21 protein-coding genes are annotated in these 24,432 nt (G+C 70.4%); 20 read left to right on the top strand and 1 reads right to left on the bottom strand.

Annotation, left to right across the window (positions count from 1 at the left end):
• The first annotated feature begins 7 nt into the window (after positions 1 to 7).
• The 12 genes from AC067N_RS27065 to nusB all read left to right on the top strand — a co-directional run bounded on the left by AC067N_RS27065 (position 8) and on the right by nusB (position 13,210).
• Positions 8 to 382, top strand: coding sequence for a hypothetical protein (locus tag AC067N_RS27065; protein ID WP_478681484.1), 375 nt, complete (start codon positions 8 to 10; stop codon positions 380 to 382).
• Positions 382 to 3,054, top strand: a complete 2,673-nt coding sequence (gene alaS / locus AC067N_RS27060; protein ID WP_478681483.1) for an alanine--tRNA ligase — start codon at positions 382 to 384, stop codon at positions 3,052 to 3,054. The genes AC067N_RS27065 and alaS overlap by 1 nt, the downstream gene beginning before the upstream one ends.
• Before the next feature lie 73 nt (positions 3,055 to 3,127).
• Complete coding sequence (ruvX, locus tag AC067N_RS27055; RefSeq protein ID WP_478681545.1) at positions 3,128 to 3,592, top strand: Holliday junction resolvase RuvX; 465 nt, start codon at positions 3,128 to 3,130, stop codon at positions 3,590 to 3,592.
• A gap of 124 nt (positions 3,593 to 3,716) precedes the next feature.
• Positions 3,717 to 5,468: an endolytic transglycosylase MltG gene (gene mltG, locus AC067N_RS27050; protein WP_478681482.1), complete on the top strand. Its 1,752-nt coding sequence runs from the start codon at positions 3,717 to 3,719 to the stop codon at positions 5,466 to 5,468.
• Positions 5,449 to 6,291, top strand: a complete 843-nt coding sequence (locus AC067N_RS27045) for a shikimate dehydrogenase (RefSeq protein WP_478681481.1) — start codon at positions 5,449 to 5,451, stop codon at positions 6,289 to 6,291. Before mltG ends, AC067N_RS27045 begins: the two co-directional genes overlap by 20 nt.
• A gap of 419 nt (positions 6,292 to 6,710) precedes the next feature.
• Positions 6,711 to 7,895: a chorismate synthase gene (gene aroC, locus AC067N_RS27040; protein ID WP_478681480.1), complete on the top strand. Its 1,185-nt coding sequence runs from the start codon at positions 6,711 to 6,713 to the stop codon at positions 7,893 to 7,895.
• A gap of 32 nt (positions 7,896 to 7,927) precedes the next feature.
• Positions 7,928 to 8,410, top strand: coding sequence for a shikimate kinase (locus AC067N_RS27035; RefSeq protein WP_478681544.1), 483 nt, complete (start codon positions 7,928 to 7,930; stop codon positions 8,408 to 8,410).
• Positions 8,407 to 9,498: a 3-dehydroquinate synthase gene (aroB, locus tag AC067N_RS27030; protein ID WP_478681479.1), complete on the top strand. Its 1,092-nt coding sequence runs from the start codon at positions 8,407 to 8,409 to the stop codon at positions 9,496 to 9,498. The genes AC067N_RS27035 and aroB overlap by 4 nt, the downstream gene beginning before the upstream one ends.
• Positions 9,499 to 9,676: 178 nt before the next feature.
• Entirely contained in the window at positions 9,677 to 10,651 is a 975-nt protein-coding gene (locus AC067N_RS27025; RefSeq protein WP_478681478.1) for a Pro-rich N-terminal domain-containing protein, read from the top strand.
• A gap of 388 nt (positions 10,652 to 11,039) precedes the next feature.
• Positions 11,040 to 12,146 carry an aminopeptidase P family protein gene (locus AC067N_RS27020; RefSeq protein WP_478681477.1) on the top strand — a complete coding sequence of 369 codons (1,107 nt, stop codon included), beginning with the start codon at positions 11,040 to 11,042 and terminating at the stop codon, positions 12,144 to 12,146.
• A 60-nt stretch (positions 12,147 to 12,206) separates the two neighbouring features.
• Positions 12,207 to 12,773 (top strand): elongation factor P, encoded by a 567-nt coding sequence (gene efp, locus AC067N_RS27015; RefSeq protein ID WP_018549008.1) that lies wholly within the window; start codon positions 12,207 to 12,209, stop codon positions 12,771 to 12,773.
• Positions 12,774 to 12,775: 2 nt separating this feature from the next.
• Positions 12,776 to 13,210 carry a transcription antitermination factor NusB gene (gene nusB / locus AC067N_RS27010; protein WP_478681476.1) on the top strand — a complete coding sequence of 145 codons (435 nt, stop codon included), beginning with the start codon at positions 12,776 to 12,778 and terminating at the stop codon, positions 13,208 to 13,210.
• A gap of 226 nt (positions 13,211 to 13,436) precedes the next feature.
• Here nusB and bldD read toward each other — a convergent pair whose 3' ends face one another.
• Positions 13,437 to 13,937, bottom strand: a complete 501-nt coding sequence (gene bldD, locus AC067N_RS27005) for a transcriptional regulator BldD (protein WP_159766275.1) — start codon at positions 13,935 to 13,937, stop codon at positions 13,437 to 13,439.
• A 219-nt stretch (positions 13,938 to 14,156) separates the two neighbouring features.
• Here bldD and pyrR point away from each other — a divergent pair, with 219 nt between their 5' ends.
• From pyrR to pyrF, 8 genes are all read left to right on the top strand, one after another.
• Positions 14,157 to 14,753 (top strand): bifunctional pyr operon transcriptional regulator/uracil phosphoribosyltransferase PyrR, encoded by a 597-nt coding sequence (gene pyrR, locus AC067N_RS27000; RefSeq protein ID WP_478681475.1) that lies wholly within the window; start codon positions 14,157 to 14,159, stop codon positions 14,751 to 14,753.
• Positions 14,754 to 14,881: 128 nt separating this feature from the next.
• Positions 14,882 to 15,862: an aspartate carbamoyltransferase catalytic subunit gene (locus AC067N_RS26995; RefSeq protein WP_478681474.1), complete on the top strand. Its 981-nt coding sequence runs from the start codon at positions 14,882 to 14,884 to the stop codon at positions 15,860 to 15,862.
• A gap of 4 nt (positions 15,863 to 15,866) precedes the next feature.
• Entirely contained in the window at positions 15,867 to 17,153 is a 1,287-nt protein-coding gene (locus AC067N_RS26990; protein ID WP_478681473.1) for a dihydroorotase, read from the top strand.
• On the top strand, positions 17,150 to 17,716 hold the full coding sequence (locus AC067N_RS26985; RefSeq protein WP_478681472.1) for a PH-like domain-containing protein: 567 nt from the start codon (positions 17,150 to 17,152) through the stop codon (positions 17,714 to 17,716). The genes AC067N_RS26990 and AC067N_RS26985 overlap by 4 nt, the downstream gene beginning before the upstream one ends.
• Positions 17,713 to 18,855, top strand: coding sequence for a glutamine-hydrolyzing carbamoyl-phosphate synthase small subunit (gene carA, locus AC067N_RS26980; protein ID WP_478681471.1), 1,143 nt, complete (start codon positions 17,713 to 17,715; stop codon positions 18,853 to 18,855). Before AC067N_RS26985 ends, carA begins: the two co-directional genes overlap by 4 nt.
• Positions 18,848 to 22,156, top strand: a complete 3,309-nt coding sequence (gene carB, locus AC067N_RS26975; RefSeq protein ID WP_478681470.1) for a carbamoyl-phosphate synthase large subunit — start codon at positions 18,848 to 18,850, stop codon at positions 22,154 to 22,156. The genes carA and carB overlap by 8 nt, the downstream gene beginning before the upstream one ends.
• A gap of 95 nt (positions 22,157 to 22,251) precedes the next feature.
• On the top strand, positions 22,252 to 23,361 hold the full coding sequence (locus tag AC067N_RS26970) for a quinone-dependent dihydroorotate dehydrogenase (RefSeq protein WP_478681469.1): 1,110 nt from the start codon (positions 22,252 to 22,254) through the stop codon (positions 23,359 to 23,361).
• Positions 23,358 to 24,206: an orotidine-5'-phosphate decarboxylase gene (gene pyrF, locus AC067N_RS26965; RefSeq protein WP_478681468.1), complete on the top strand. Its 849-nt coding sequence runs from the start codon at positions 23,358 to 23,360 to the stop codon at positions 24,204 to 24,206. Before AC067N_RS26970 ends, pyrF begins: the two co-directional genes overlap by 4 nt.
• Positions 24,207 to 24,432: the final 226 nt, after the last annotated feature.

Raw genomic sequence — 24,432 nt, 5'->3', positions numbered from 1 at the left:
CCGAGCGATGTTCCGCCGTACGTTCTGGTTCACCACAGGTGTCGCCGCCGGAGTGTGGGCGACCACCAAGGTCAACCGCAAGCTGAAGCAGCTCACCCCCGAGCACCTCGCCACCCAGGCGGCGAACAAGGCGATCGAGGCGGGCCACAAGCTCAAGGACCGGGCGGTCGGCTTCGCGCTCGACGTCCGCGACAACATGGCCCAGCGGGAGGCCGAACTGGGCGAGGCGCTCGGCATCGAGGCCAACCCCGACCACCTCCCGGAGCTTCCGGCCCCCCGGCGCGTCGTCGCCATCGAGAACAGCAACACCCCGAAGTACAGCAGGAATCCGAGGTACGTCGACAGCTCGTCGTACCCGTACAACCGGAATGAGGACCACTGATGGAGTCGGCCGAGATTCGTCGCCGCTGGTTGAGCTTCTTCGAGGAGCGCGGTCACACCGTTGTCCCTTCGGCGTCGCTCATCGCGGACGACCCGACTCTGCTCCTGGTCAACGCGGGCATGGTCCCCTTCAAGCCGTACTTCCTCGGTGAGGTCAAGCCCTCCTTCACCCGCGCCACCAGCGTGCAGAAGTGCGTCCGCACGCCGGACATCGAAGAGGTCGGCAAGACCACCCGGCACGGCACGTTCTTCCAGATGTGCGGCAACTTCTCCTTCGGCGACTACTTCAAGGAAGGCGCCATCAAGCACGCCTGGGAGCTGCTCACCAGCCCCCAGGACAAGGGTGGTTACGGCCTGGAGCCGGAGAAGCTCTGGATCACCGTCTACAAGGACGACGACGAGGCCGAGCGCATCTGGCACGAGCAGATCGGCGTGCCCAAGGAGCGCATCCAGCGCCTCGGCATGAAGGACAACTACTGGTCCATGGGCGTCCCCGGCCCGTGCGGCCCGTGCTCCGAGATCAACTACGACCGCGGCCCCGAGTTCGGCGTCGAGGGCGGCCCGGCCGTCAACGACGAGCGGTACGTGGAGATCTGGAACCTGGTCTTCATGCAGTACGAGCGCGGCGAGGGCACCTCGAAGGAGGACTTCGAGATCCTCGGCGAGCTGCCCAGCAAGAACATCGACACGGGCCTCGGCCTGGAGCGCCTCGCCATGATTCTGCAGGGCGTGCAGAACATGTACGAGATCGACACCTCCATGGCCGTCATCGACAAGGCCACCGAGCTGACCGGCGTCCGCTACGGCGACGCCAAGGACTCCGACGTCTCCCTGCGTGTGGTCACCGACCACATCCGCACCGCCGTGATGCTCATCGGCGACGGCGTCACCCCCGGCAACGAGGGCCGTGGCTACGTCCTGCGCCGCATCATGCGCCGCGCCATCCGCAACATGCGCCTCCTCGGCGCCACCGGCCCGGTCGTCCAGGACCTCATCGACGTCGTCATCGGCATGATGGGCCAGCAGTACCCCGAACTGATCACCGACCGCGAGCGCATCGAGAAGGTCGCCCTCGCCGAGGAGGCCGCCTTCCTCAAGACGCTGAAGGCCGGCACCAACATCCTCGACACCGCCGTCACCGAGACCAAGGCCGCCGGCGGCAAGGTCCTCGCCGGTGACAAGGCGTTCCTGCTCCACGACACCTGGGGCTTCCCGATCGACCTCACCCTCGAGATGGCCGCCGAGCAGGGCCTCTCCGTGGACGAGGACGGCTTCCGCCGTCTGATGAAGGAGCAGCGGGAGCGCGCCAAGGCCGACGCCAAGGCCAAGAAGACCGGCCACGCCGACCTCGGCGCCTACCGCGAGATCGCCGACAACTCCGGCGAGACCGACTTCATCGGCTACGACAGCACCGAGGGCGAGTCGAGGATCGTCGGCATCCTCGTCGACGGTGCCTCCTCGCCCGCCGCCACCGAGGGCGACGAGGTCGAGATCGTCCTCGACCGCACCCCGTTCTACGCCGAGGGCGGCGGCCAGATCGGCGACACCGGGCGGATCAGGACCGACTCCGGCGCCGTCATCGAGATCCGCGACTGCCAGAAGCCGGTGCCTGGCGTGTACGTCCACAAGGGCGTCGTCCAGGTCGGCGAGGTGACCGTCGGCGCCAAGGCCCAGGCCACCATCGACGTCCTGCGGCGCAAGGCCATCGCCCGGGCCCACTCCGCCACGCACCTCACCCACCAGGCGCTGCGGGACGCCCTCGGCCCGACGGCCGCCCAGGCCGGTTCCGAGAACCAGCCCGGCCGTTTCCGCTTCGACTTCGGTTCCCCGTCCGCCGTTCCGACGGCCGTGATGACCGACGTCGAGCAGCAGATCAACGAGGTGCTCGCCCGCGACCTCGACGTCCACGCCGAGATCATGGGCATCGACGAGGCCAAGAAGCAGGGCGCCATCGCCGAGTTCGGCGAGAAGTACGGCGACCGCGTCCGCGTCGTGACCATCGGCGACTTCTCCAAGGAGCTGTGCGGCGGTACGCACGTCCACAACACCGCCCAGCTGGGTCTGGTGAAGCTCCTCGGCGAGTCCTCGATCGGCTCCGGTGTGCGCCGTATCGAGGCTCTCGTCGGCGTCGACGCCTACAACTTCCTCGCCCGTGAGCACACGGTCGTCGCCCAGCTCCAGGAGCTGGTCAAGGGCCGCCCGGAGGAACTCCCGGAAAAGGTCTCCGCCATGCTCGGCAAGCTGAGGGACGCCGAGAAGGAGATCGAGAAGTTCCGCGCGGAGAAGGTGCTGCAGGCCGCCGCCGGTCTCGCCGAGTCCGCCAAGGACGTTCGCGGCGTCGCCCTGGTGACCGGTCAGGTCCCGGACGGCACGACCGCCGACGACCTCCGCAAGCTGGTGCTCGACGTGCGCGGACGCATCCAGGGCGGCCGGGCCGCCGTGGTCGCCCTGTTCACGACGGCGAACGGCAAGCCGCTGACGGTCATCGCCACCAACGAGGCCGCCCGCGAGCGGGGCCTGAAGGCCGGCGACCTGGTCCGCACGGCCGCCAAGACCCTCGGCGGCGGTGGCGGCGGCAAGCCGGACGTCGCCCAGGGCGGCGGCCAGAACCCGGCCGCCATCGGCGAGGCCGTGGACGCGGTCGAGCGCCTCGTCGCCGAGACGGCCAAGTGAGCACGGTCGGGCCGACGGATCGGGCGAGCCGGTGAGCACACCCGATCACAGGAGCGAAGACGACGGCCCGGTCATGCGCCGCGGCCGTCGCCTCGCGATCGACGTGGGGGACGCCCGTATCGGGGTCGCCTCGTGCGACCCCGACGGGATCCTCGCCACCCCGGTGGAGACGGTCCCCGGCCGTGATGTCCCGGCGGCACAACGTCGGTTGAGGCAACTCGTCGATGAATACGAACCGATCGAGGTCGTCGTCGGTCTCCCTCGTTCCCTCAGCGGGGGCGAGGGCCCGGCCGCGGTCAAGGTGCGAGGGTTCGCCCAGGAGTTGGCGCGCATGATCGCGCCCGTTCCGGTGAGACTCGTCGACGAGAGGATGACCACAGTCACAGCCGGCCAAGGCCTCCGTGCTTCGGGAGTGAAGTCGAAGAAGGGCAGGTCGGTGATTGACCAGGCAGCGGCGGTGATCATCCTGCAACAAGCGTTGGAATCCGAGCGTGTGTCAGGTAAAGCTCCCGGCGAAGGCGTCGAAGCGGCCCACTGATCGCGATACGGTAACGTTCCGCGCGATGCGGTGGCCTTCGAACAGCCTCCGCACAGAAAGAGGCGGGGACGAAAGCCGAGCCACAAGCCCCGCGTGACCGCCGCCTCGCGGCTCTAGGGGATCGATGACTGAGTATGGCCGGGGCCAAGGCTCCGAACCATGGCATCCGGACGACCCGTTGTACGGGGACGGCGGATGGGGCGGGCAGCAGGCCCAGGTGGGCCAGCAGGCTCCCTATGGCGGCCAGCCGCAGCAGCACTACCCGGAGCAGCAGCAGTACCAGCAGTACTCGGACGGCAACGCCAACGGTGGTTGGGGCAACGGCCAGCAGGACGCCTACGCCCAGCAGCAGTACCAGCAGGAGTACGGCGACCCGGGACAGCAGCAGTACGCCGGCCATGACCAGCAGCACTACGGCCAGGCCGACGGCGGCTGGGCGAACGGCTCGCACCAGCAGGCGCAGGGTGCGTACACCCCCGATCCCTCCGACCCGTACGGGCAGCAGCAGGCGGCGGCTTACGGCGGCGGTCAGCAGGACTTCTACGGCACCCCCGACGCGTATCCGCCGCCGGAGCCGCCGTCGCGGCGCGGCGCGGAGCCGGCACCCTCACCGACGCCGGAGCCGACGCCCACGCCTGAGCAGCAGGCCGCCGAGCGCACCGACTGGGACCCCGGACCGGACCAGGGTGAGCACGCGTTCTTCGCGGGTGGCGCCGATGACGAGGACGACGAAGCCGAGGAGCGCGGCAGCCGGAGCGAACGCAAAGGCCGCGGAGGCAAGTCGGGCAAGAGTGGCAAGAAGCGCCGCAGCGGCCTCGCCTGCCTGGTGGTCGTCATGGTCTTCGGCGGCGGTTTCGCCAGCGTCAGCTATTTCGGTTACCAGTTCTATCAGAGCCGTTTCGGTGAGGCCCCCGATTACGAGGGATCCGGCACGAACGAGACCGTCACGATCACCGTCGGCAAGGGTGAATTCGGTTCGGTGATCGGGCAGAAGCTGAAGGCGGCGGGGGTCGTCGCGAGTGTGGATGCCTTCACGGCCGCACTGGCGGAGGACCCCGACAGCCAGATTCAGGCAGGCGTTTACCTCCTGAAGAAGGAGATGTCCGCCAAGAGCGCCATCGCCTTGATGCTCGACCCGAAGAGTCAGAGCAACATGACCATCCGGGAAGGCGTCAGGAACGCCGAGGTCTACGATCTGATCGACAAGAAACTCGGGGTCAAGAAGGGCACCACCGCGCAGGTCGCGGAGAAGGAGTGGTCGAAGCTCGGCCTTCCCGACTGGGCGAACGACGACAAGGACATCAAGGATCCGCTGGAAGGTTTCCTTTACCCGTCCACCTATCCGGTCTCCGAGGGCATGAAGCCCAGGGACGTCCTGAAGGAGATGGTCTCTCTCGCCAAGGCGAAGTACGAGGAGCTGGACCTGGAGGACAAGGCCGAGGACATGGACCTCGAAACTCCGCTCCAGTTGCTCACCGTGGCCAGCCTTGTTCAGGCCGAGGGCAAGACGAACGACGACTTCCGCAAGATGGCCGAAGTGGTCTACAACCGTCTCGAGCCCACGAACACGGAGACCTATCAGCTGCTGCAGTTCGACTCGACCTTCAACTACCTGAAGGGCGAGAGCAACATCGACATCAGCGAGTCCGAGATCAACAGCAATCAGGACCCGTACAACACCTACACGCAGAAGGGGTTGCCGCCCGGACCGATCGACAACCCCGGGGCCGAGGCGCTGAACGCGGCCCTGAAGCCGACCGATGACGGTTGGATCTACTTCGTGGCGACCGACGGAGTCAACAAGACCGAGTTCGCCAAGACGCACAAGGAATTCCTGCGGCTCAAGGAAAAGTTCAATGCAAGCTCGGGTAACTGACGCCCGCCGCGCCGCCGTGCTCGGTTCGCCGATCGCTCACTCGCTCTCTCCCGTGCTGCACCGCGCCGCCTACGCCGAACTCGGGCTCACCGGCTGGACGTACGACCGTTTCGAGGTGGACGAGGAGGCGCTCCCCGGGTTCGTGGAGAAGCTCGGGCCGGAGTGGGCGGGGCTGTCGCTGACCATGCCGCTGAAGCGGGCCGTCATGCCGCTGCTGGACGAGATCAGCGAGACGGCGATGTCGGTGGAGGCGGTCAACACGCTGGTGTTCGCCGAGGACGGACGGCGGATCGGTGACAACACCGACATCCCCGGCATGGTCGCGGCCCTGCGGGAGCGCGGTATCGAGCAGGTCGAGTCCGCCGCGATCCTCGGCGCCGGGGCCACCGCGTCGTCCGCGCTGGCCGCGCTCGCGCGGATCTGCACCGGTGAGGTCGTGGCGTACGTGCGCAGCGACGCCCGAGCCGCCGAGATGCGGCAGTGGGGCGAGCGGCTGGACGTCGAGGTGCGTACGGCGGACTGGGCAGACGCCGAGCATGCGCTGAGCTCTCCGCTGGTGATCGCCACGACGCCGGCCGGGGCCACGGACGCACTGTCCGGGGCCGTACCGGAGCGGCCGGCGACGCTGTTCGACGTGCTGTACCACCCCTGGCCCACGGAGCTGGCGGCGCGCTGGTCCGCGTACGGCGGCGCCGTCGTCAGCGGCCTCGATCTGCTGGTCCACCAGGCCGTTCTGCAGGTCGAGCAGATGACCGGCTGCACGCCGGCCCCCGTGAGCGCGATGCGGCAGGCGGGCGAGCGGGCCCTGGCCGAGCGGGGATAGCGGCCTCGCCGGCCGCTCGGCGCGGGCGATGTGGGGGTCCGCTCACCGGCGAGCGGTGATCCTGCGAAGAGCCCTGGGCCGGGGGCAACCCGGGACGATCATGGCGTGGCGGCCCCGCAGCGCGATGCGTCGATTCCGAGGCCGCCCGTGCCGGTGGATCTTGTGGACCGCGGTGACCTGCTGATCCTCGCCGCCGCCGTGGCGAGCCCCCGCGTCCGGAGCGGTGGGCGACGGGCGGACGCCCGCGTTCCGTCCCGGCGCGTCCGCCTGATGGACCTGCGACCGGGTGACGGGCCCGGACGTGGGAGGATCGGAGGTGGCGGGCCGGGGCCGCGCACCCGGTCGCCGTCGCCGTACGCGAGGACGCGCGTACACGCAGGCAGGACGCAGTACCAGGGCGCGAGCACTGAGGAGCACCGTTGAGCAGGTTGCGCTGGCTGACCGCGGGGGAGTCCCACGGTCCCGCACTTGTCGCGACGCTGGAGGGCCTTCCCGCCGGCGTGCCGATCACCACGGAGATGGTGGCGGACCACCTGGCCCGCCGGCGCCTCGGTTATGGACGCGGTGCCCGGATGAAGTTCGAGCGCGACGAGATCACGTTCCTCGGCGGTGTGCGGCACGGACTGACCATGGGCTCGCCGGTGGCGATCATGGTCGGCAACACCGAGTGGCCGAAGTGGGAGCAGGTCATGTCGGCCGACCCGGTCGACCCCGAGGTCCTCGCCGGCCTCGCCCGCAATGCCCCGCTGACCCGCCCCCGCCCCGGCCACGCCGACCTGGCCGGCATGCAGAAGTACGGCTTCGACGAGGCCCGGCCGGTCCTGGAGCGCGCCTCCGCCCGGGAGACCGCCGCCCGCGTAGCCCTCGGCGCGGTGGCCCGGTCGTACCTGAAGGAGACGGCCGGGATCGAGATCGTCAGCCACGTCGTCGAGCTGGCCGCAGCGAAGGCCCCCTACGGCGTGTACCCGACGCCCGCCGACGTCGAGAAGCTGGACGCCGACCCGGTGCGCTGCCTCGACGCGGACGCCTCGAAGGCGATGGTCGCCGAGATCGACCAGGCCCACAAGGACGGCGACACGCTCGGCGGCGTCGTCGAGGTGCTCGCCTACGACGTGCCGGTGGGCCTCGGCTCGCATGTGCACTGGGACCGCCGCCTCGACGCCCGGCTCGCCGCCGCGCTGATGGGCATCCAGGCGATCAAGGGCGTCGAGGTCGGCGACGGCTTCGACCTGGCCCGCGTGCCGGGCTCGAAGGCGCACGACGAGATCCTCGCCACCGACCAGGGCATCAAGCGGGCCACGGGCCGCTCCGGCGGCACCGAGGGCGGGCTCTCGACGGGTGAGCTGCTGCGGGTGCGCGCCGCCATGAAGCCCATCGCGACCGTCCCGCGCGCCCTGCAGACCGTGGACGTCACCACCGGTGAGGCCGCCCAGGCCCACCACCAGCGCTCCGACGTGTGCGCGGTGCCGGCCGCCGGCATCGTCGCCGAGGCCATGGTCGCGCTGGTCCTGGCCGACGCGGTCGCCGAGAAGTTCGGCGGCGACAGCGTCACCGAGACCCGCCGCAACGTCCGCTCGTACCTCGACAACCTCGCGATCCGGTGAGCCCGGTGCCTCTGGTCGTCCTCGTCGGCCCCATGGGGGTCGGCAAGTCCACCGTCGGACAGCTGATCGCCGAGCGACTCGGCGTCGCCTACCGCGACACCGACGACGACATCGTGGCCGAGCAGGGCCGCACGATCGCGGAGATCTTCGTCGACGAGGGCGAGTCCGCCTTCCGCGCCATCGAGAAGCAGGCCGTGCACTCGGCGCTCACCTCGCACGACGGGGTCCTCGCCCTCGGCGGCGGCGCGATCCTCGACCCGGACACCCGAGCCCTGCTCGCCGGACAGCGGGTCGTCTACCTCTCGATGGACGTCGAGGAGGCCGTCAAGCGCACCGGCCTCAACACCGCCCGGCCGCTGTTGGCCGTCAACCCCCGCAAACAGTGGCGGGAGCTGATGGAGGCCCGCCGCCACCTGTACGAGGAGATCGCCACGGCCGTCGTGCCCACGGACGGCCGCACGCCCGAGGAAGTCACCCAAGCAGCCCTGAACGCCCTGGAGTTGAAGGAAGCATGAGCGAGACAGTGACCCGCGTCCAGGTCGGCGGCACGGCGGGCACCGAGCCGTACGAGGTCCTGGTGGGCCGCCAACTCCTCGGTGAACTGGGCGGGTTGGTCGGCGGCAGGGCCAGGCGGGTCGCGGTGATCCACCCCGAGGCGCTGGACGAGACGGCCGAGGCCCTGCGCGCCGATCTGGCCGAGCAGGGCTACGAGGCCGTCGCCATCCAGGTGCCCAACGCGGAGGAGGCGAAGACCGCCGAGGTCGCCGCGTACTGCTGGAAGGCGCTCGGCCAGTCCGGGTTCACCCGCACCGATGTCATCGTCGGCGTCGGCGGCGGCGCGACCACGGACCTCGCCGGGTTCGTCGCGGCGACCTGGCTGCGCGGTGTCCGCTGGATCGCCATCCCCACCACCGTCCTCGCCATGGTGGACGCGGCGGTCGGCGGCAAGACCGGCATCAACACCGCCGAGGGCAAGAACCTCGTCGGTTCCTTCCACCCGCCCGCCGGGGTGCTGTGCGACCTCGCCGCGCTGGACTCGCTGCCGGTCAACGACTACGTGTCCGGGCTCGCCGAGATCATCAAGGCCGGCTTCATCGCCGACCCGGTGATCCTCGACCTCATCGAGGCCGACCCGCAGGCCGCCCGCACGCCCGCCGGGCCGCACACCGCGGAGCTGATCGAACGGTCCATCCGGGTCAAGGCCGAGGTCGTCTCCGGCGACCTCAAGGAGTCCGGCCGCCGCGAGATCCTCAACTACGGGCACACTCTCGCCCACGCCATCGAGAAGAACGAGCGCTACAAGTGGCGCCACGGGGCGGCCGTGTCGGTCGGCATGTACTTCGCCGCCGAACTGGGCCGTCTGGCGGGCCGGTTGGACGACGCGACGGCCGACCGCCACCGCACGGTGCTGGAGTCCGTCGGACTGCCGCTGCACTACCGCTACGACCAGTGGCCCAAGCTGCTGGAAACCATGAAGGTGGACAAGAAGTCCCGCGGCGACCTGCTGCGCTTCATCGTCCTGGACGGCCTGGCCAAGCCCACCGTCCTGGAAGGGCCCGACCCCGCGGTGCTCCTCGCGGCGTACGGCGAAGTGGGCCAGTAACGCCTGTTCGGGCAGCTCTTGCCCGATTCGCCTTGTGGGCATGGCCACTTGGGCACTCCGGGACGCCCCCGGCCGTTCACCAAACGGCGGCCGGGGGCGGTACCGTTCGGTGAGGGCGGGGGTCCGAGACCCTCGCCTGCCAGTGTCGATGTGACTGTACGAGACGGAGTGGCACCGGATGCAGCACGCAGTGGGAGCTCCGCTGCCGCCGCCCCACCGGCCGGGGCAGGACCCGGCGACCCCCTGGTCGCCCGCCGCGAACCACCAGGGACACCCTGCCGCACCGCCCCCGGGAGCGCCGGGCGCCAACCCTGCGGGACACCCCGGCGCGAGCCACCCCGTGCCCCCGGCCCCACAGCCCGGCCACGCGCCGGTGAGCCCGCCCGCGCCCATGGCGCCCCCCGCGCCGTCGGCCCCGCCCGGATCCGTGCCCCCGCCGGCACCGGGCTTCGCGGGAGGCCCCGGGCACCCGCCCGCCTCGCCCCCGCAGCACACCGGCGTCCCCAGGGACGCGACCGGACACGTGCAACTGCCGCCGGGCGGCCCCGTCACCATGCCGAGCCCGCCGCCCGCCACCGACGCGCCGGACGTCACGACCACCACGCTCGCCGTCCTCCTCATCGGCCCCGCCGGTGCCGGCAAGACCAGCGTCGCCAAGTACTGGGCGGACCACCGCCGGGTGCCCACCGCGCACATCAGCCTCGACGACGTACGCGAATGGGTCCGCTCCGGCTTCGCCGACCCGCAGTCCGGGTGGAACGACAACTCCGAGGCGCAGTACCGTCTCGCCCGCCGCACCTGCGGCTTCGCGGCCCGAAACTTCCTGGCCAACGGCATCTCCTGCATCCTCGACGACGCGGTGTTCCCCGACCGTCCCGTCGTCGGTCTCGGCGGCTGGAAGCGTCACGTGGGCCCCGGCCTCCTCCCCGTCGTCCTCCTCCCGGGCCTGGAGATCGTCCTCGAACGCAACGCGGAGCGCACGGGAAACCGCCGCCTCACCGACGAAGAGGTCGCCCGCATCCACGGCCGCATGGCCGGCTGGTACGGCTCCGGCCTCCCCATCATCGACAACTCCCAACTCGACGTCCCCGCCACCGCCCGGGTCCTGGACGAGGTCCTGGCCCGGTCCATAGCGAGCCCACCGAAGTGGTGACGTAGCCGACGGCAGGCCGACGCCAAGGCCAAGGACGGGTGGCACCCACCCAGGAGCACGGGGCACTCACTCCCCTCGCACAGCCCGGCGCCCCCAGGAGCACGGGGCCACTCACGGCCCCCGCCCAGCCCCGGCGGACCCACGAGCACAGGGCCACTCACGGCCCCCGCCCAGCCCCGGCGAACCCAGGGGCGCGGGGAACTGCGCGACAAGCCCCGCCTCACCCGCACCCGGCACACAAGCTTCTCCACCACCCCCGACACCGCACTCCCAAGCACCCGCACTCGCCACCCAACCCTTCTCCCACCCCTCCTCACCGCAGCCACCCGCACCCCCACTCAGCCGCACTCAACCGGCGCCCAACCAGCGGAGCTCTTACGCTCGGGTCATGTCAGACGCCCACGCCGCCCGCCGAACCCGGCTGAGAGAACGCTGCCAGGCGATCGGCTGCGCCACCGCGCTCGTGACCCGCCCGGCCAACGTGCGGTACCTCACGGGCGCGGCCCCCCGCGGCGCGGCCCTCCTGCTCGGCGCAGCCGAGGACGTCCTCCTCTGCGCCGCATCCCCGAGGGGTGACACCTCCGAGGGCCGTCCCGACGAAGCCGTACGCGTCCACGTGCTGCCGAAGCCCGGCGGCGACCCGGCTCTCACGGCCGCCGATCTCGTCACGGCCGGCGGCGCCGACTCCCTCGCCGTGGAGGAACACCACCTCACCGTGGCCCGGCACCGAGCGATCCACTCGGTCGCGCCCGGACTACGGCTCGACGACCTCGGCGGCGCGGTCGAGCAGCTCAGAGTCGTCAAGGACGAGGAGGAGCTCTCCTACCTGCGGATCGGCGCGGAAATCGCCGACCAGGCCCTCGGCGAACTCCTGGAATCCATCCTCGTCGGCCGCACCGAACGACACCTCGCGCTGGAACTCGACCGCCGCCTCGTCGACCACGGCGCCGACGGCCCGGCCTTCACCACCTCCGTCGCCACCGGCCCGAACTCCGGCCGCCGCGGCCACGTGCCCACCGATCGCCGCGTCGAGGAGGGCGACTTCCTCTCCGTGTGCCTCGGCGCCGTCTACCGCGGCTACCGGTGCGAGATCGGCCGCACCTTCGTCATCGGGACCTCGCCCGCCGACTGGCAGATCGAGCTCTACGACCTCGTCTTCGCAGCCCAGCGGGCGGGCCGGGAGAGCCTGGCCCCCGGCGCCGTCCACGGCGCCGTCGACCGCGCCGCCCGCCACCTGCTGGACTCCGCGGGCCACGGCGCGGACCTCCCGGCACTGATGGGGCACGGTGTGGGACTCGAAATCGACGAGGACCCGCAGTTGGCCCCCGCGGCCATGGGTAAACTGGACGCTTGCGTGCCGGTCACCGTCGAACCGGGGGTCCACCTCCCGGGCCGGGGCGGTGTCCGGATCGATGACACGCTCGTCGTACGCCCCGAGGCGGACGGCGGACCCGAGCTACTCACCATCACGACCAAGGAACTGCTCGCGCTCTAGCCCTCGAGCTGCGCGCGTGCCCCGGGGTCGTCCACGTAAGTCCAGGAGATTGAAGCAACCGTGGCTTCCACGAACGACCTCAAGAACGGCATGGTGCTCAAGCTCGACGGCGGCCAGCTCTGGTCCGTCGTCGAGTTCCAGCACGTCAAGCCCGGCAAGGGCCCGGCCTTCGTGCGCACCAAGCTCAAGAACGTGCTCTCCGGGAAGGTCGTCGACAAGACCTTCAACGCCGGCGTGAAGGTCGAGACGGCCACCGTCGACAAGCGTGACATGCAGTTCTCCTACATGGACGGCGAGTACTTCGTCTTCATGGACATGGAGACCTACGACCAGCTGATGGTCGACCGCAAGGCCGTCGGCGACGCCGCCAACTTCCTGATCGAGGGCTTCACGGCCACCGTCGCGCAGCACGAGGGCGAGGTCCTCTTCGTCGAGCTGCCGGCCGCCGTCGAGCTCGTCGTCCAGGAGACCGAGCCGGGCGTCCAGGGCGACCGCTCCACCGGTGGCACCAAGCCCGCCACCCTGGAGACCGGTCACCAGATCCAGGTGCCGCTCTTCATCACCACCGGTGAGAAGATCAAGGTCGACACCCGCACGAGCGACTACCTCGGCCGGGTGAACAGCTAACCGTGGCTGCCCGTAACACGGCCCGCAAGCGTGCCTTCCAGATCCTCTTCGAGAGCGACCAGCGCGGGGCCGACGTCCTGACCGTCCTCGCGGACTGGATCCGGCACTCCCGGTCCGACACCAGGCAGCCGCCGGTCAGCGAGTACACGATGCAGCTGGTCGAGGGGTACTCCGAGCACGCCAAGCGGATCGACGAGCTGATCGCGCAGTACTCGGTCGGCTGGACCCTCGACCGGATGCCGGTGGTGGACCGCAACATCCTGCGGCTCGGTGCCTACGAGCTGATCTGGGTGGACGAGACCCCCGACGCGGTGGTGCTGGACGAGATGGTGCAGCTGGCGAAGGAGTTCTCCACGGACGACTCCCCGTCGTTCGTGAACGGACTCCTCGGCCGCCTGAAGGACCTGAAGCCGTCGCTCCGCAGGGAAGCCGAGTAGGGGAGCGCCGCGGGGAGACCTGAGCGACGCCGGCCGCGGCTGTCTCGTGGCCGGTCGCTCGGCTCCCCGCCCCTTCGCAGGACATGAGAACGACATGGGCCGGCCCGCGGCCGAGTCGCTGAGGCCCGCCCGACATCCCTGTCGACAAAAAACCGCCGGGGTGGCCGGAACCCAAAGGTCCCGGCCACCCCGGCGGCACGTTTCTGCTGAGCCCCGCCCGAGGGGGTCAGCCCTCCTCGTGGGAGACCGCGCGACGCGCGTCCGCGTCCAGGACACCCCAGCTGATCAGCTGCTCGGTCAGGACCGAGGGGGACTGGTCGTAGATGACGGCGAGTGTGCGCAGGTCGTCCTGGCGGATGGAGAGCACCTTGCCGTTGTAGTCACCGCGCTGGGACTGGATCGTCGCGGCGTACCGCTGGAGCGGGCCCGCCTTCTCGGCCGGCACATTGGCCAGGCGCTCCAGGTCCAGGACGAGCTTCGGCGGCGGCTCAGCGGCGCCACCGGGGGTCGTCCCGGGAAGCAGCTCCTGCACAGGGACCCCATAGAAATCCGCCAGCTCCGCAAGGCGCTGCACGGTGACGGCGCGGTCGCCGCGCTCGTACGAACCGACCACGACCGCCTTCCAGCGTCCCTGGGACTTCTCCTCGACACCGTGGAGGGAAAGGCCCTGCTGGGTGCGGATGGCCCGGAGCTTGGCCCCGAGCTGTTTGGCGTATTCGCTGGACATATAGCTCCCCGGACGAAGGCTGGTGACTCACTGTGAGGTTACGCAGCGTGACTCTGCCCCGTCAAGCCGAATGGTCCGGACCGACTCTTCCGCGGCAAACGCTGTCCATTGGGCCAGGGGGGTGATCAGGGGCGTTCCGCGGGCCTGCTACCGTGGATGGCGCAAATCCGACGTCCTTTAAGGTCCGTCCCGTGAGGCGGAGAAGGAGGTCCGTTTCGTATGGACACGCAGGAAAATCCGCAACAGGACTCGCAGCAGTCCGATGCCCGGCCCGTCCTCGAGGCCCCCGACATCGCACGCGTACTGACCCGCATCGCCCACGAGATCGTCGAACGCGCCAAGGGCGCCGACGACGTGGTGCTCCTCGGCATTCCCACCCGGGGCGTCTTCCTCGCCCGGCGGCTCGCCGACAAGCTGGCGGAGATCACCGACCGCAAGATCCCGGTCGGCTCGCTCGACATCACCATGTACCGCGACGACCTGCGCATGCACCCGCCGCGTGCGCTGGCCCGCACGGAGATCCCCGGTGACGGGATCGACGGCCGTCTCGTCGTCCTCGTCGACGACGTCCTCTTCTCCGGCCGCACCATCCGCGCCGCGCTCGACGCGCTGAACGACATCGGCCGCCCGCGCGCCGTCCAGCTCGCGGTCCTCGTCGACCGCGGCCACCGCGAACTGCCCATCCGCGCCGACTACGTCGGCAAGAACCTCCCCACGTCGCTGCGGGAGACGGTCAAGGTCCAGCTCGCCGAGGAGGACGGCCGGGACACCGTGCTGCTCGGTGCGCAGCGGACCGCCCGGGGCGCGCAGCAGTAGCGACCAGCCGGCGTACGGCGCTGCCGTGCGCCCGAAGTCGCCCGCCCGCGCGCCCGCCCGCCCGGCTGTGACCGGCCGGTCCGGGGCCTCGCCTCCCGACACCGAACCGCCTTTACGGAGCCTGACAGATGCAGCGTCATCTCATCTCGGCCGCCGACCTCACCCGCGACGACGCCGTCCTGATCCTCGACACCGCCGAGGAGATGGCCCGGGTCGCCGACCGGCCGATCAAGAAACTGCCGACCCTTCGCGGCCGCACGATCGTCAACCTCTTCTTCGAGGACTCCACCCGCACACGCATCTCCTTCGAGGCCGCCGAGAAGCGCCTCTCCGCCGATGTGATCAACTTCTCGGCCAAGGGATCGAGCGTGTCGAAGGGCGAGTCCCTCAAGGACACCGCCCAGACCCTGGAGGCCATGGGCGTCGACGCGGTGGTCATCCGGCACGGCGCCTCGGGGGCCCCGTACCGCCTGGCGACCTCCGGCTGGATCGACGCCGCCGTGATCAACGCCGGTGACGGCACCCACCAGCACCCCACCCAGGCCCTGCTCGACGCCTTCACCATGCGCCGCCGGCTCGTCGGCCGGGACGCCGGGCTCGGCCAGGACCTGTCCGGCAGGCGCATCACGATCGTCGGCGACGTCCTGCACAGCCGGGTCGCCCGCTCCAACGTCGACCTGCTGCACACCCTCGGCGCGGAGGTCACCCTCGTCGCCCCGCCCACCCTGGTCCCGGTCGGGGTCGAGACCTGGCCCTGCGAGGTCTCGTACGACCTCGACAGCACCCTCGCCAAGTCCGACGCGGTGATGATGCTGCGGGTGCAGCGGGAGCGGATGAACGCCGCGTTCTTCCCGACCGAGCGCGAGTACTCCCGGCGCTACGGCCTCGACGGCGACCGCATGGCGCGGATGCCCGAGCACGCGATCGTGATGCACCCCGGCCCGATGGTCCGCGGCATGGAGATCACCGCCGAGGTCGCCGACTCCGACCGCTGCACCGTCGTCGAGCAGGTCGCCAACGGTGTCTCCATCCGCATGGCCGTCCTGTACCTGCTGCTCGGGGGCAACGAGCCCGCCGTCACCCACGCCCGCACCACCGAGGAGAAGTAACACAATGAGCAAGATCCTGATCCGTGGTGCGAAGGTGCTCGGCGGCGAGCCGCAGGACGTGCTGATCGACGGCGAGACCATCGCCGAGGTGGGCGTCGGCCTGTCCGCCGAGGGCGCCGAGGTCGTCGAGGCCGGCGGCAAGGTCCTCCTGCCGGGCCTGGTCGACCTGCACACCCATCTGCGCGAGCCCGGCCGCGAGGACTCCGAGACGGTCCTCACCGGTACCCGTGCCGCGGCCTCCGGCGGCTACACGGCCGTGTTCGCCATGGCCAACACCTTCCCGGTCGCCGACACCGCCGGCGTGGTCGAGCAGGTCTACCGGCTCGGCCAGGAACACGGCTACTGCGACGTCCAGCCCATCGGCGCCGTCACCGTCGGCCTCGAAGGCCAGAAGCTTGCCGAGCTGGGCGCCATGCACGAGTCGGCCGCCGGCGTCACCGTCTTCTCCGACGACGGCAAGTGCGTCCACGACGCGGTGATCATGCGCCGCGCCCTGGAGTACGTGAAGGCCTTCGACGGGGTCGTCGCCCAGCACGCCCAGGAGCCGCGGCTCACCGAGGGCGCCCAGATGAACGAGGGCGTCGTCTCCGCCGAGCTGGGGCTCGGCGGCTGGCCCGCGGTGGCCGAGGAGTCGATCATCGCCCGCGACGTGCTGCTCGCCGAGCACGTCGGGTCCCGCGTGCACATCTGCCACCTGTCGACCGCCGGGTCCGTGGAGATCGTCCGCTGGGCCAAGTCCCGCGGCATCGACGTCACCGCCGAGGTCACCCCGCACCACCTCCTCCTCACCGACGAGCTGGTACGCACGTACAACCCGGTGTACAAGGTCAACCCGCCGCTGCGCACCGAGCGCGACGTGCTGGCCCTGCGGGAGGCGCTCGCCGACGGCACGATCGACATCGTCGCCACCGACCACGCCCCCCACCCGCACGAGGACAAGGACTGCGAGTGGGCCGCGGCCGCCATGGGCATGGTCGGTCTGGAGACCGCCCTGTCGGTGGTCCAGGAGACGATGGTCGAGACCGGGCTGCTCGACTGGGCGGGCGTCGCGGACCGGATGTCCTTCAAGCCCGCCAGGATCGGGCAGGCCGCCGGTCACGGCCGTCCCGTCTCGGCAGGTGAGCCCGCCAACCTCACGCTCGTCGACACGGCATACCGTGGAGCGGTGGACCCCGCGGGCTTCGCCTCGCGCAGCCGCAACACCCCGTACGAGGGCCGCGAGCTGCCGGGCCGTGTCACGCACACGTGGCTGCGGGGCAAGGCCACGCTCGTCGACGGGAAGCTCACGTGACACCTGTAATTCTGCTGGCCGCCCAGAAGGAATCGGCCGAGGTCACCAACTGGGCCGGACGCATCGGCTGGGTCGTCGGACTCGCCCTCTTCGTCGCCCTCGTCTACTGGCTGATGCGCGAGGGCTGGAAGTGGCGCGGCACGCTCCAGAGCGACCTGCCGGAACTGCCCACCGCGCCGAAGGAGCCCGGTGCGGCCAGACTGACGATGAGCGGCCGCTACCACGGCTCCACCACCGCCGGGCAGTGGCTCGACCGCATCGTGGCGCACGGCCTGGGCACCCGCAGCCGGGTCGAGCTCACCCTGACGGACGCGGGCCTGGACGTCGTACGACCCGGGGCGACGGACTTCTTCGTCCCCCGTGAGGCGCTGCGCGAGGCCCGGCTCGACAAGGGCATCGCCGGCAAGGTCCTCACCGAGGGCGGACTGCTCGTCGTCACCTGGGCACACGGCGACAAGCTCCTCGACTCCGGGTTCCGCTCCGACCACGCGGCCGAACACAACGAGTGGGTCGAGACCCTGAACCAGATGATCAAGAAGACGGAAACGGAAGGCGCACGATGACGACCTCCACTAGGGGAGCCACCAAGGTTCCCGCGGTACTCGTCCTGGAGGACGGCCGGATGTTCCGCGGCCGCGCCTACGGGGCCGTGGGGGTGACCTTCGGCGAGGCCGTGTTCTCCACCGGTATGACCGGCTACCAGGAGACCCTCACCGACCCGTCGTACCACCGCCAGGTCGTCGTGATGACCGCTCCGCACGTCGGCAACACCGGTGTCAACGACGAGGACCCCGAGTCGCAGCGGATCTGGGTCGCGGGCTACGTCGTACGCGACCCCGCGCGCGTGCCGTCCAACTGGCGCTCCCGGCGCACCCTCGACGAGGAGCTCGCCCAGCAGGGCGTCGTCGGCATCAGCGGCGTCGACACCCGCGCCCTCACCCGCCACCTGCGCGAACGCGGCGCCATGCGCGTCGGCATCTTCTCCGGCAACGCCCTGCCCGACGAGGGCACCATGCTCGCCGAGGTCCGCCAGGCCCCCGAGATGAAGGGCGCCGACCTCTCCGCCGAGGTCGCCACCAAGGAGCCGTACGTCGTCCCCGCGATCGGCGAGAAGAAGTTCACCGTCGCCGCCGTCGACCTCGGCATCAAGGGCATGACCCCGCACCGCATGGCCGAGCGCGGCATCGAGGTGCACGTGCTCCCGGCGACGGCGACAGCCGAGGAGGTGTACGCCGTGAACCCCGACGGCGTGTTCTTCTCCAACGGCCCCGGCGACCCGGCCACCGCCGACCACCCCGTCTCCGTGATGCGGGCGGTCCTCGAGCGCGGCACCCCGCTGTTCGGCATCTGCTTCGGCAACCAGATCCTCGGCCGCGCCCTCGGCTTCGGCACCTACAAGCTGAAGTACGGCCACCGCGGCATCAACCAGCCGGTGCAGGACCGTACGACCGGCAAGGTCGAGGTCACCGCGCACAACCACGGCTTCGCCGTCGACGCCCCGCTCGACAAGGTCTCCGAGACCCCCTACGGCCGCGCCGAGGTCTCCCACGTCTGCCTCAACGACAACGTGGTGGAGGGGCTCCAGCTCCTCGACCGCCCGGCTTTCAGCGTCCAGTACCACCCCGAAGCGGCAGCCGGCCCGCACGACGCCGCCTACCTGTTCGACCGCTTCGTATCCCTGATGGAGGGCCAGCGTGCCTAAGCGCACCGATATCCAGTCCGTCCTGGTCATCGGCTCCGGCCCGATCGTCATCGGCCAGGCCGCCGAGTTCGACTACTCCGGCACGCAGGCGTGCCGCGTCCTGAAGGCCGAGGGCCTGCGCGTCGTCCTGGTGAACTCCAACCCGGCGACGATCATGACCGACCCGGAGATCGCCGACGCCACCTACGTCGAGCCGATCACCCCCGAGTTCGTAGAGAAGATCATCGCCAAGGAGCGCCCCGACGCGCTGCTCCCGACCCTCGGCGGTCAGACCGCGCTCAACACCGCCATCTCGCTCCACGACAACGGCGTCCTGGAGAAGTACGGCGTCGAGCTGATCGGCGCCAAGGTCGAGGCGATCCACAAGGGCGAGGACCGCGACCAGTTCAAGCTGGTCGTCGAAGCGGTCAACGCCAAGATCGGCCACGGCGAGTCCGCCCGCTCGGTCATCTGCCACTCCATGGACGACGTCATCAAGGGCGTCGAGACCCTCGGCGGCTACCCCGTCGTCGTCCGCCCGTCCTTCACCATGGGCGGCGCCGGCTCCGGGTTCGCGCACGACGAGGAGGAACTGCGCCGGATCGCCGGCCAGGGTCTCACCCTGTCGCCGACCACCGAGGTGCTCCTGGAGGAGTCCATCCTCGGCTGGAAGGAGTACGAGCTGGAGCTGATGCGCGACAAGAACGACAACGTCGTGGTCGTCTGCTCCATCGAGAACTTCGACCCCATGGGCGTGCACACCGGCGACTCGATCACCGTCGCGCCCGCGATGACACTCACCGACCGCGAGTACCAGGTGCTGCGTGACGTCGGCATCGCGATCATCCGCGAGGTCGGCGTCGACACCGGCGGCTGCAACATCCAGTTCGCGGTGAACCCCGAGGACGGCCGGGTCATCGTCATCGAGATGAACCCCCGTGTCTCGCGCTCGTCCGCCCTCGCCTCCAAGGCGACCGGCTTCCCGATCGCCAAGATCGCCGCGAAGCTCGCCGTCGGCTACACGCTGGACGAGATCCCGAACGACATCACCGAGCAGACCCCGGCCTCCTTCGAGCCGACGCTCGACTACGTCGTCGTGAAGGCCCCGCGCTTCGCCTTCGAGAAGTTCCCCTCCGCCGACTCCTCGCTCACCACCACCATGAAGTCGGTCGGCGAGGCCATGGCGATCGGCCGCAACTTCACCGAGGCGCTGCAGAAGGCACTGCGCTCGCTGGAGAAGAAGGGCAGCCAGTTCACCTTCGTCGGCGAGCCCGGCGACAAGGCGGAGCTGCTGCGCGAGGCGGTCCGGCCGACCGACGGGCGCATCAACACCGTCATGCAGGCCATCCGCGCCGGCGCCACCCAGGAAGAGGTCTTCGAGTCCACGAAGATCGACCCCTGGTTCGTCGACCAGCTCTTCCTCATCAAGGAGATCGCGGACGAGCTGGCCGCCGCCGACAAGCTCGACCCCGACCTCCTCGCCGAGGCCAAGCGCCACGGCTTCTCCGACCAGCAGATCGGCGAGATCCGCGGCCTGCGCGAGGACGTGGTGCGCGAGGTCCGGCACGCGCTGGGCGTACGCCCGGTGTACAAGACGGTCGACACCTGCGCCGCCGAGTTCGCGGCGAGGACGCCGTACTTCTACTCCTCCTACGACGAGGAGAGCGAGGTCGCGCCCCGCGAGAAGCCGGCCGTCATCATCCTGGGCTCCGGCCCGAACCGCATCGGCCAGGGCATCGAGTTCGACTACTCCTGCGTCCACGCCTCCTTCGCGCTCAGCGACGCGGGCTACGAGACCGTGATGGTCAACTGCAACCCGGAGACCGTCTCCACCGACTACGACACCTCCGACCGCCTCTACTTCGAGCCGCTCACGCTCGAGGACGTGCTGGAGATCGTGCACGCCGAGTCGCTGGCCGGCCCGATCGCGGGTGTCGTCGTCCAGCTCGGCGGCCAGACCCCGCTGGGCCTGTCGCAGGCGCTCAAGGACAACGGCGTACCGGTGGTGGGCACCTCCCCGGAGGCCATCCACGCCGCCGAGGACCGCGGAGCCTTCGGCCGTGTCCTCGCGGAGGCGGGCCTCCCGGCCCCCAAGCACGGCACGGCGACCACCTTCGCGGGCGCCAAGGCCATCGCCGACGAGATCGGCTACCCGGTCCTCGTCCGGCCGTCCTACGTCCTCGGCGGACGTGGCATGGAGATCGTCTACGACGAGGCGCGCCTGGAGGCGTACATCGCCGAGTCGACCGAGATCAGCCCCTCCCGGCCCGTCCTCGTCGACCGGTTCCTCGACGACGCCATCGAGATCGACGTCGACGCCCTCTACGACGGCGAGGAGCTGTACCTGGGCGGCGTCATGGAGCACATCGAGGAGGCCGGCATCCACTCCGGCGACTCGGCGTGCGCCCTGCCCCCGATCACCCTCGGCGGCTTCGACATCAAGCGCCTGCGGGCCTCCACCGAGGCCATCGCCAAGGGCGTCGGCGTGCGCGGCCTGATCAACATCCAGTTCGCGATGGCCGGCGACATCCTCTACGTACTGGAGGCCAACCCGCGCGCCTCCCGCACGGTCCCCTTCACCTCGAAGGCGACGGCGGTGCCGCTGGCCAAGGCCGCCGCCCGGATCTCGCTGGGCGCGACCATCGCCGAGCTGCGCCAGGAGGGGCTGCTGCCGAGGAACGGCGACGGCGGCGAGCTGCCGTTCGACGCGCCGATCTCCGTCAAGGAGGCCGTCATGCCCTGGTCGCGCTTCCGCGACATCCACGGACGCGGCGTCGACACGGTCCTCGGCCCGGAGATGCGCTCCACCGGCGAGGTCATGGGCATCGACTCGGTCTTCGGTACGGCCTACGCCAAGTCGCAGGCCGGCGCGTACGGCCCGCTGCCCACCAAGGGACGCGCGTTCATCTCGGTCGCCAACCGCGACAAGCGCTCGATGATCTTCCCGGCGCGTGAACTCGTGGCCCACGGCTTCGAGCTGCTCGCCACGTCCGGCACGGCCGAGGTGCTCAAGCGCAACGGCATCAACGCCACCGTGGTCCGCAAGCAGTCCGAGGGCACCGGTCCGAACGGCGAGAAGACCATCGTCCAGCTCATCCACGACGGCGAGGTCGATCTCATCGTCAACACCCCGTACGGCACCGGCGGCCGCCTCGACGGCTACGACATCCGTACGGCCGCCGTCGCCCGGTCCGTGCCGTGCCTCACGACGGTCCAGGCGCTCGCCGCGGCCGTCCAGGGCATCGACGCGCTCAACCACGGCGACGTCGGCGTGCGCTCCCTCCAGGAACACGCCGAACACCTGACCGCGGCCCGCGACTAGCAGCCCCGAGGGGGACACCGGAAACGGTGTCCCCCTCTTCATGAGGACACCTGTCATGAGGACGTCCGCCCTCATGAGGACCCGAGGACTTCGAGATGTACAAGCTGTTCTTCCGTCTGGTTTTCACCCGGATGGACCCGGAGGAGGCCCACTACCTGGCCTTCCGCTGGATCCGCCTCGCCGCCCGCGTCCCCGTGCTGCGCACCTACCTCGCGGCCGCCCTGGCACCCCGCTACGAGGAACTGCGTACGGAGGCGTTCGGCCTGCGCATGCACGGCCCGTTCGGGCTGGCCGCCGGCTTCGACAAGAACGCCGTCGCCGTCGACGGGATGTCGATGCTGGGCTTCGACCACGTCGAGATCGGCACGGTCACCGGCGAGGCGCAGCCCGGCAACCCCAAGAAGCGGCTCTTCCGCCTGGTCGCCGACCGGGCGCTGATCAACCGCATGGGTTTCAACAACGAGGGCTCCCTGGCCGTCGCCGCCCGGTTGGCCTCCCGCAACCCCGTCTTCCGGACGGTCGTGGGCGTCAACATCGGCAAGACCAAGGTCGTCCCCGAGGAGGAGGCCGCCGCGGACTACGTGAAGTCCACCGAGCGCCTCGCCCCGTACGCCGACTACCTGGTCGTGAACGTCTCCTCGCCCAACACGCCCGGTCTGCGCAACCTCCAGGCCACCGAGGCGCTGCGCCCCCTGCTGACCGCCGTCCGCGAGGCCGCCGACCGCACGGTGCGCACCCGCCGGGTGCCGCTGCTGGTGAAGATCGCCCCCGACCTCGCCGACGAGGACATCGACGCCGTCGCCGACCTGGCCGTGGAGCTGGGCCTGGACGGGATCATCGCCACCAACACCACCATCGCGCGCGAGGGGCTCGGTCTGACCTCCGAACCCTCCCTGGTGAAGGAGACCGGCGGACTCTCCGGTGCTCCCCTGAAGGCCCGCTCCCTGGCGGTCCTGCGCCGCCTCTACGCGCGCGTGGGCGACCGGATCACCCTGGTGGGCGTCGGCGGCATCGAGAACGCCGAGGACGCCTGGCAGCGCATCCTCGCCGGCGCCACCCTCGTCCAGGGCTACAGCGCCTTCGTCTACGAGGGTCCCTTCTGGGCACGAGCCGTCCACAAGGGCCTCGCCGCCCGCCTGCGCACCAGCCCGTACGCCACCCTCGCCGACGCGGTCGGCGCCGACGTGAGGAGGAAGACCGCATGACCGAGCCCTTCGGCGCGCGACTGCGCCGCGCCATGGACGAGCGGGGCCCGCTCTGCGTCGGGATCGACCCGCACTCCGCCCTGCTCACCGCCTGGGGACTGAACGACGACGTCGCGGGCCTGGAGCGCTTCAGCCGTACGGTCGTCGAGGCGCTGGCGGGCCGGGTGGCCGTCCTCAAGCCGCAGAGCGCGTTCTTCGAGCGCTTCGGCTCGCGCGGCATCGCCGTTCTGGAGAAGTCGGTCGAGGAGGCCCGGGCGGCCGGCGCGCTGGTCGTCATGGACGCCAAGCGCGGCGACATCGGCTCCACCATGGCCGCGTACGCCGAGACCTTCCTGCACAAGGACGCGCCCCTGTTCTCGGACGCGCTGACGGTCTCGCCGTACCTCGGTTACGGCTCCCTGAAGCCCGCCGTGGACCTCGCGCGGGAGAACGGCGCCGGGCTGTTCGTGCTGGCGCTGACCTCCAACCCGGAGGGCGCCGAGGTGCAGCACGCCGTGCGCACTCAGGACGCCGCCGGACGTAACGTCGGGGCGACGATGCTGGCGCACCTGGCGGCCGAGAACGCGGGGGAGGAGCCCCTGGGGTCCTTCGGTGCCGTCGTCGGCGCCACGCTCGGCGATCTCTCGTCGTACGACCTGGAGATCAACGGACCTCTCCTCGCCCCCGGCATCGGGGCACAGGGGGCCACCCCGTCCGATCTCCCGGCGGTCTTCGGGGCGGCCGTGCGCCATGTGGTGCCCAATGTCAGCCGGGGTGTTCTTCGTCACGGTCCCGATGTCGTCGCGCTGCGTGACGCCTCGGATCGTTTCGCGGACGAGATCAGGGGCGCCGTGGAGGCCGCCTGAGACCTCCGATGAGTGCTCCGGCGGCGCTTACCGGACGGGTTGAGTCTGAATACATTCTCAAATCCGGGGCAATATGCCGCTTATGTCCGACTCCAGGGAGGCTGACCAGGACTTTTCCGCTGTTCTCGCTGACTCTGGCGGAGTTGGCCGCTAGTCTCCGACGAGTGAGGGCACCTCCCACGCCCTCCAGGCAGTAGGGGGAGAACGGGCAAGCGTGTTGCTCGTG

The organism is Streptomyces sp. NPDC042364 (assembly GCF_056437585.1).
This window is presented reverse-complemented; position numbering and strand designations above follow the sequence as displayed.

What these genes read in the sequence shown, in the direction of transcription:
- AC067N_RS27065 (WP_478681484.1), top strand. Translation starts at nt 8, where the DNA reads ATGTTCCGCCGTACGTTCTGGTTCACCACAGGTGTCGCCGCCGGAGTG.
- alaS (WP_478681483.1), top strand. Translation starts at nt 382, where the DNA reads ATGGAGTCGGCCGAGATTCGTCGCCGCTGGTTGAGCTTCTTCGAGGAG.
- ruvX (WP_478681545.1), top strand. Translation starts at nt 3,128, where the DNA reads ATGCGCCGCGGCCGTCGCCTCGCGATCGACGTGGGGGACGCCCGTATC.
- mltG (WP_478681482.1), top strand. Translation starts at nt 3,717, where the DNA reads ATGACTGAGTATGGCCGGGGCCAAGGCTCCGAACCATGGCATCCGGAC.
- AC067N_RS27045 (WP_478681481.1), top strand. Translation starts at nt 5,449, where the DNA reads ATGCAAGCTCGGGTAACTGACGCCCGCCGCGCCGCCGTGCTCGGTTCG.
- AC067N_RS27035 (WP_478681544.1), top strand. Translation starts at nt 7,928, where the DNA reads ATGGGGGTCGGCAAGTCCACCGTCGGACAGCTGATCGCCGAGCGACTC.
- aroB (WP_478681479.1), top strand. Translation starts at nt 8,407, where the DNA reads ATGAGCGAGACAGTGACCCGCGTCCAGGTCGGCGGCACGGCGGGCACC.
- AC067N_RS27025 (WP_478681478.1), top strand. Translation starts at nt 9,677, where the DNA reads ATGCAGCACGCAGTGGGAGCTCCGCTGCCGCCGCCCCACCGGCCGGGG.
- AC067N_RS27020 (WP_478681477.1), top strand. Translation starts at nt 11,040, where the DNA reads ATGTCAGACGCCCACGCCGCCCGCCGAACCCGGCTGAGAGAACGCTGC.
- bldD (WP_159766275.1), bottom strand. Translation starts at nt 13,937, where the DNA reads ATGTCCAGCGAATACGCCAAACAGCTCGGGGCCAAGCTCCGGGCCATC.
- pyrR (WP_478681475.1), top strand. Translation starts at nt 14,157, where the DNA reads ATGGACACGCAGGAAAATCCGCAACAGGACTCGCAGCAGTCCGATGCC.
- AC067N_RS26995 (WP_478681474.1), top strand. Translation starts at nt 14,882, where the DNA reads ATGCAGCGTCATCTCATCTCGGCCGCCGACCTCACCCGCGACGACGCC.
- AC067N_RS26990 (WP_478681473.1), top strand. Translation starts at nt 15,867, where the DNA reads ATGAGCAAGATCCTGATCCGTGGTGCGAAGGTGCTCGGCGGCGAGCCG.
- carA (WP_478681471.1), top strand. Translation starts at nt 17,713, where the DNA reads ATGACGACCTCCACTAGGGGAGCCACCAAGGTTCCCGCGGTACTCGTC.
- AC067N_RS26970 (WP_478681469.1), top strand. Translation starts at nt 22,252, where the DNA reads ATGTACAAGCTGTTCTTCCGTCTGGTTTTCACCCGGATGGACCCGGAG.
- pyrF (WP_478681468.1), top strand. Translation starts at nt 23,358, where the DNA reads ATGACCGAGCCCTTCGGCGCGCGACTGCGCCGCGCCATGGACGAGCGG.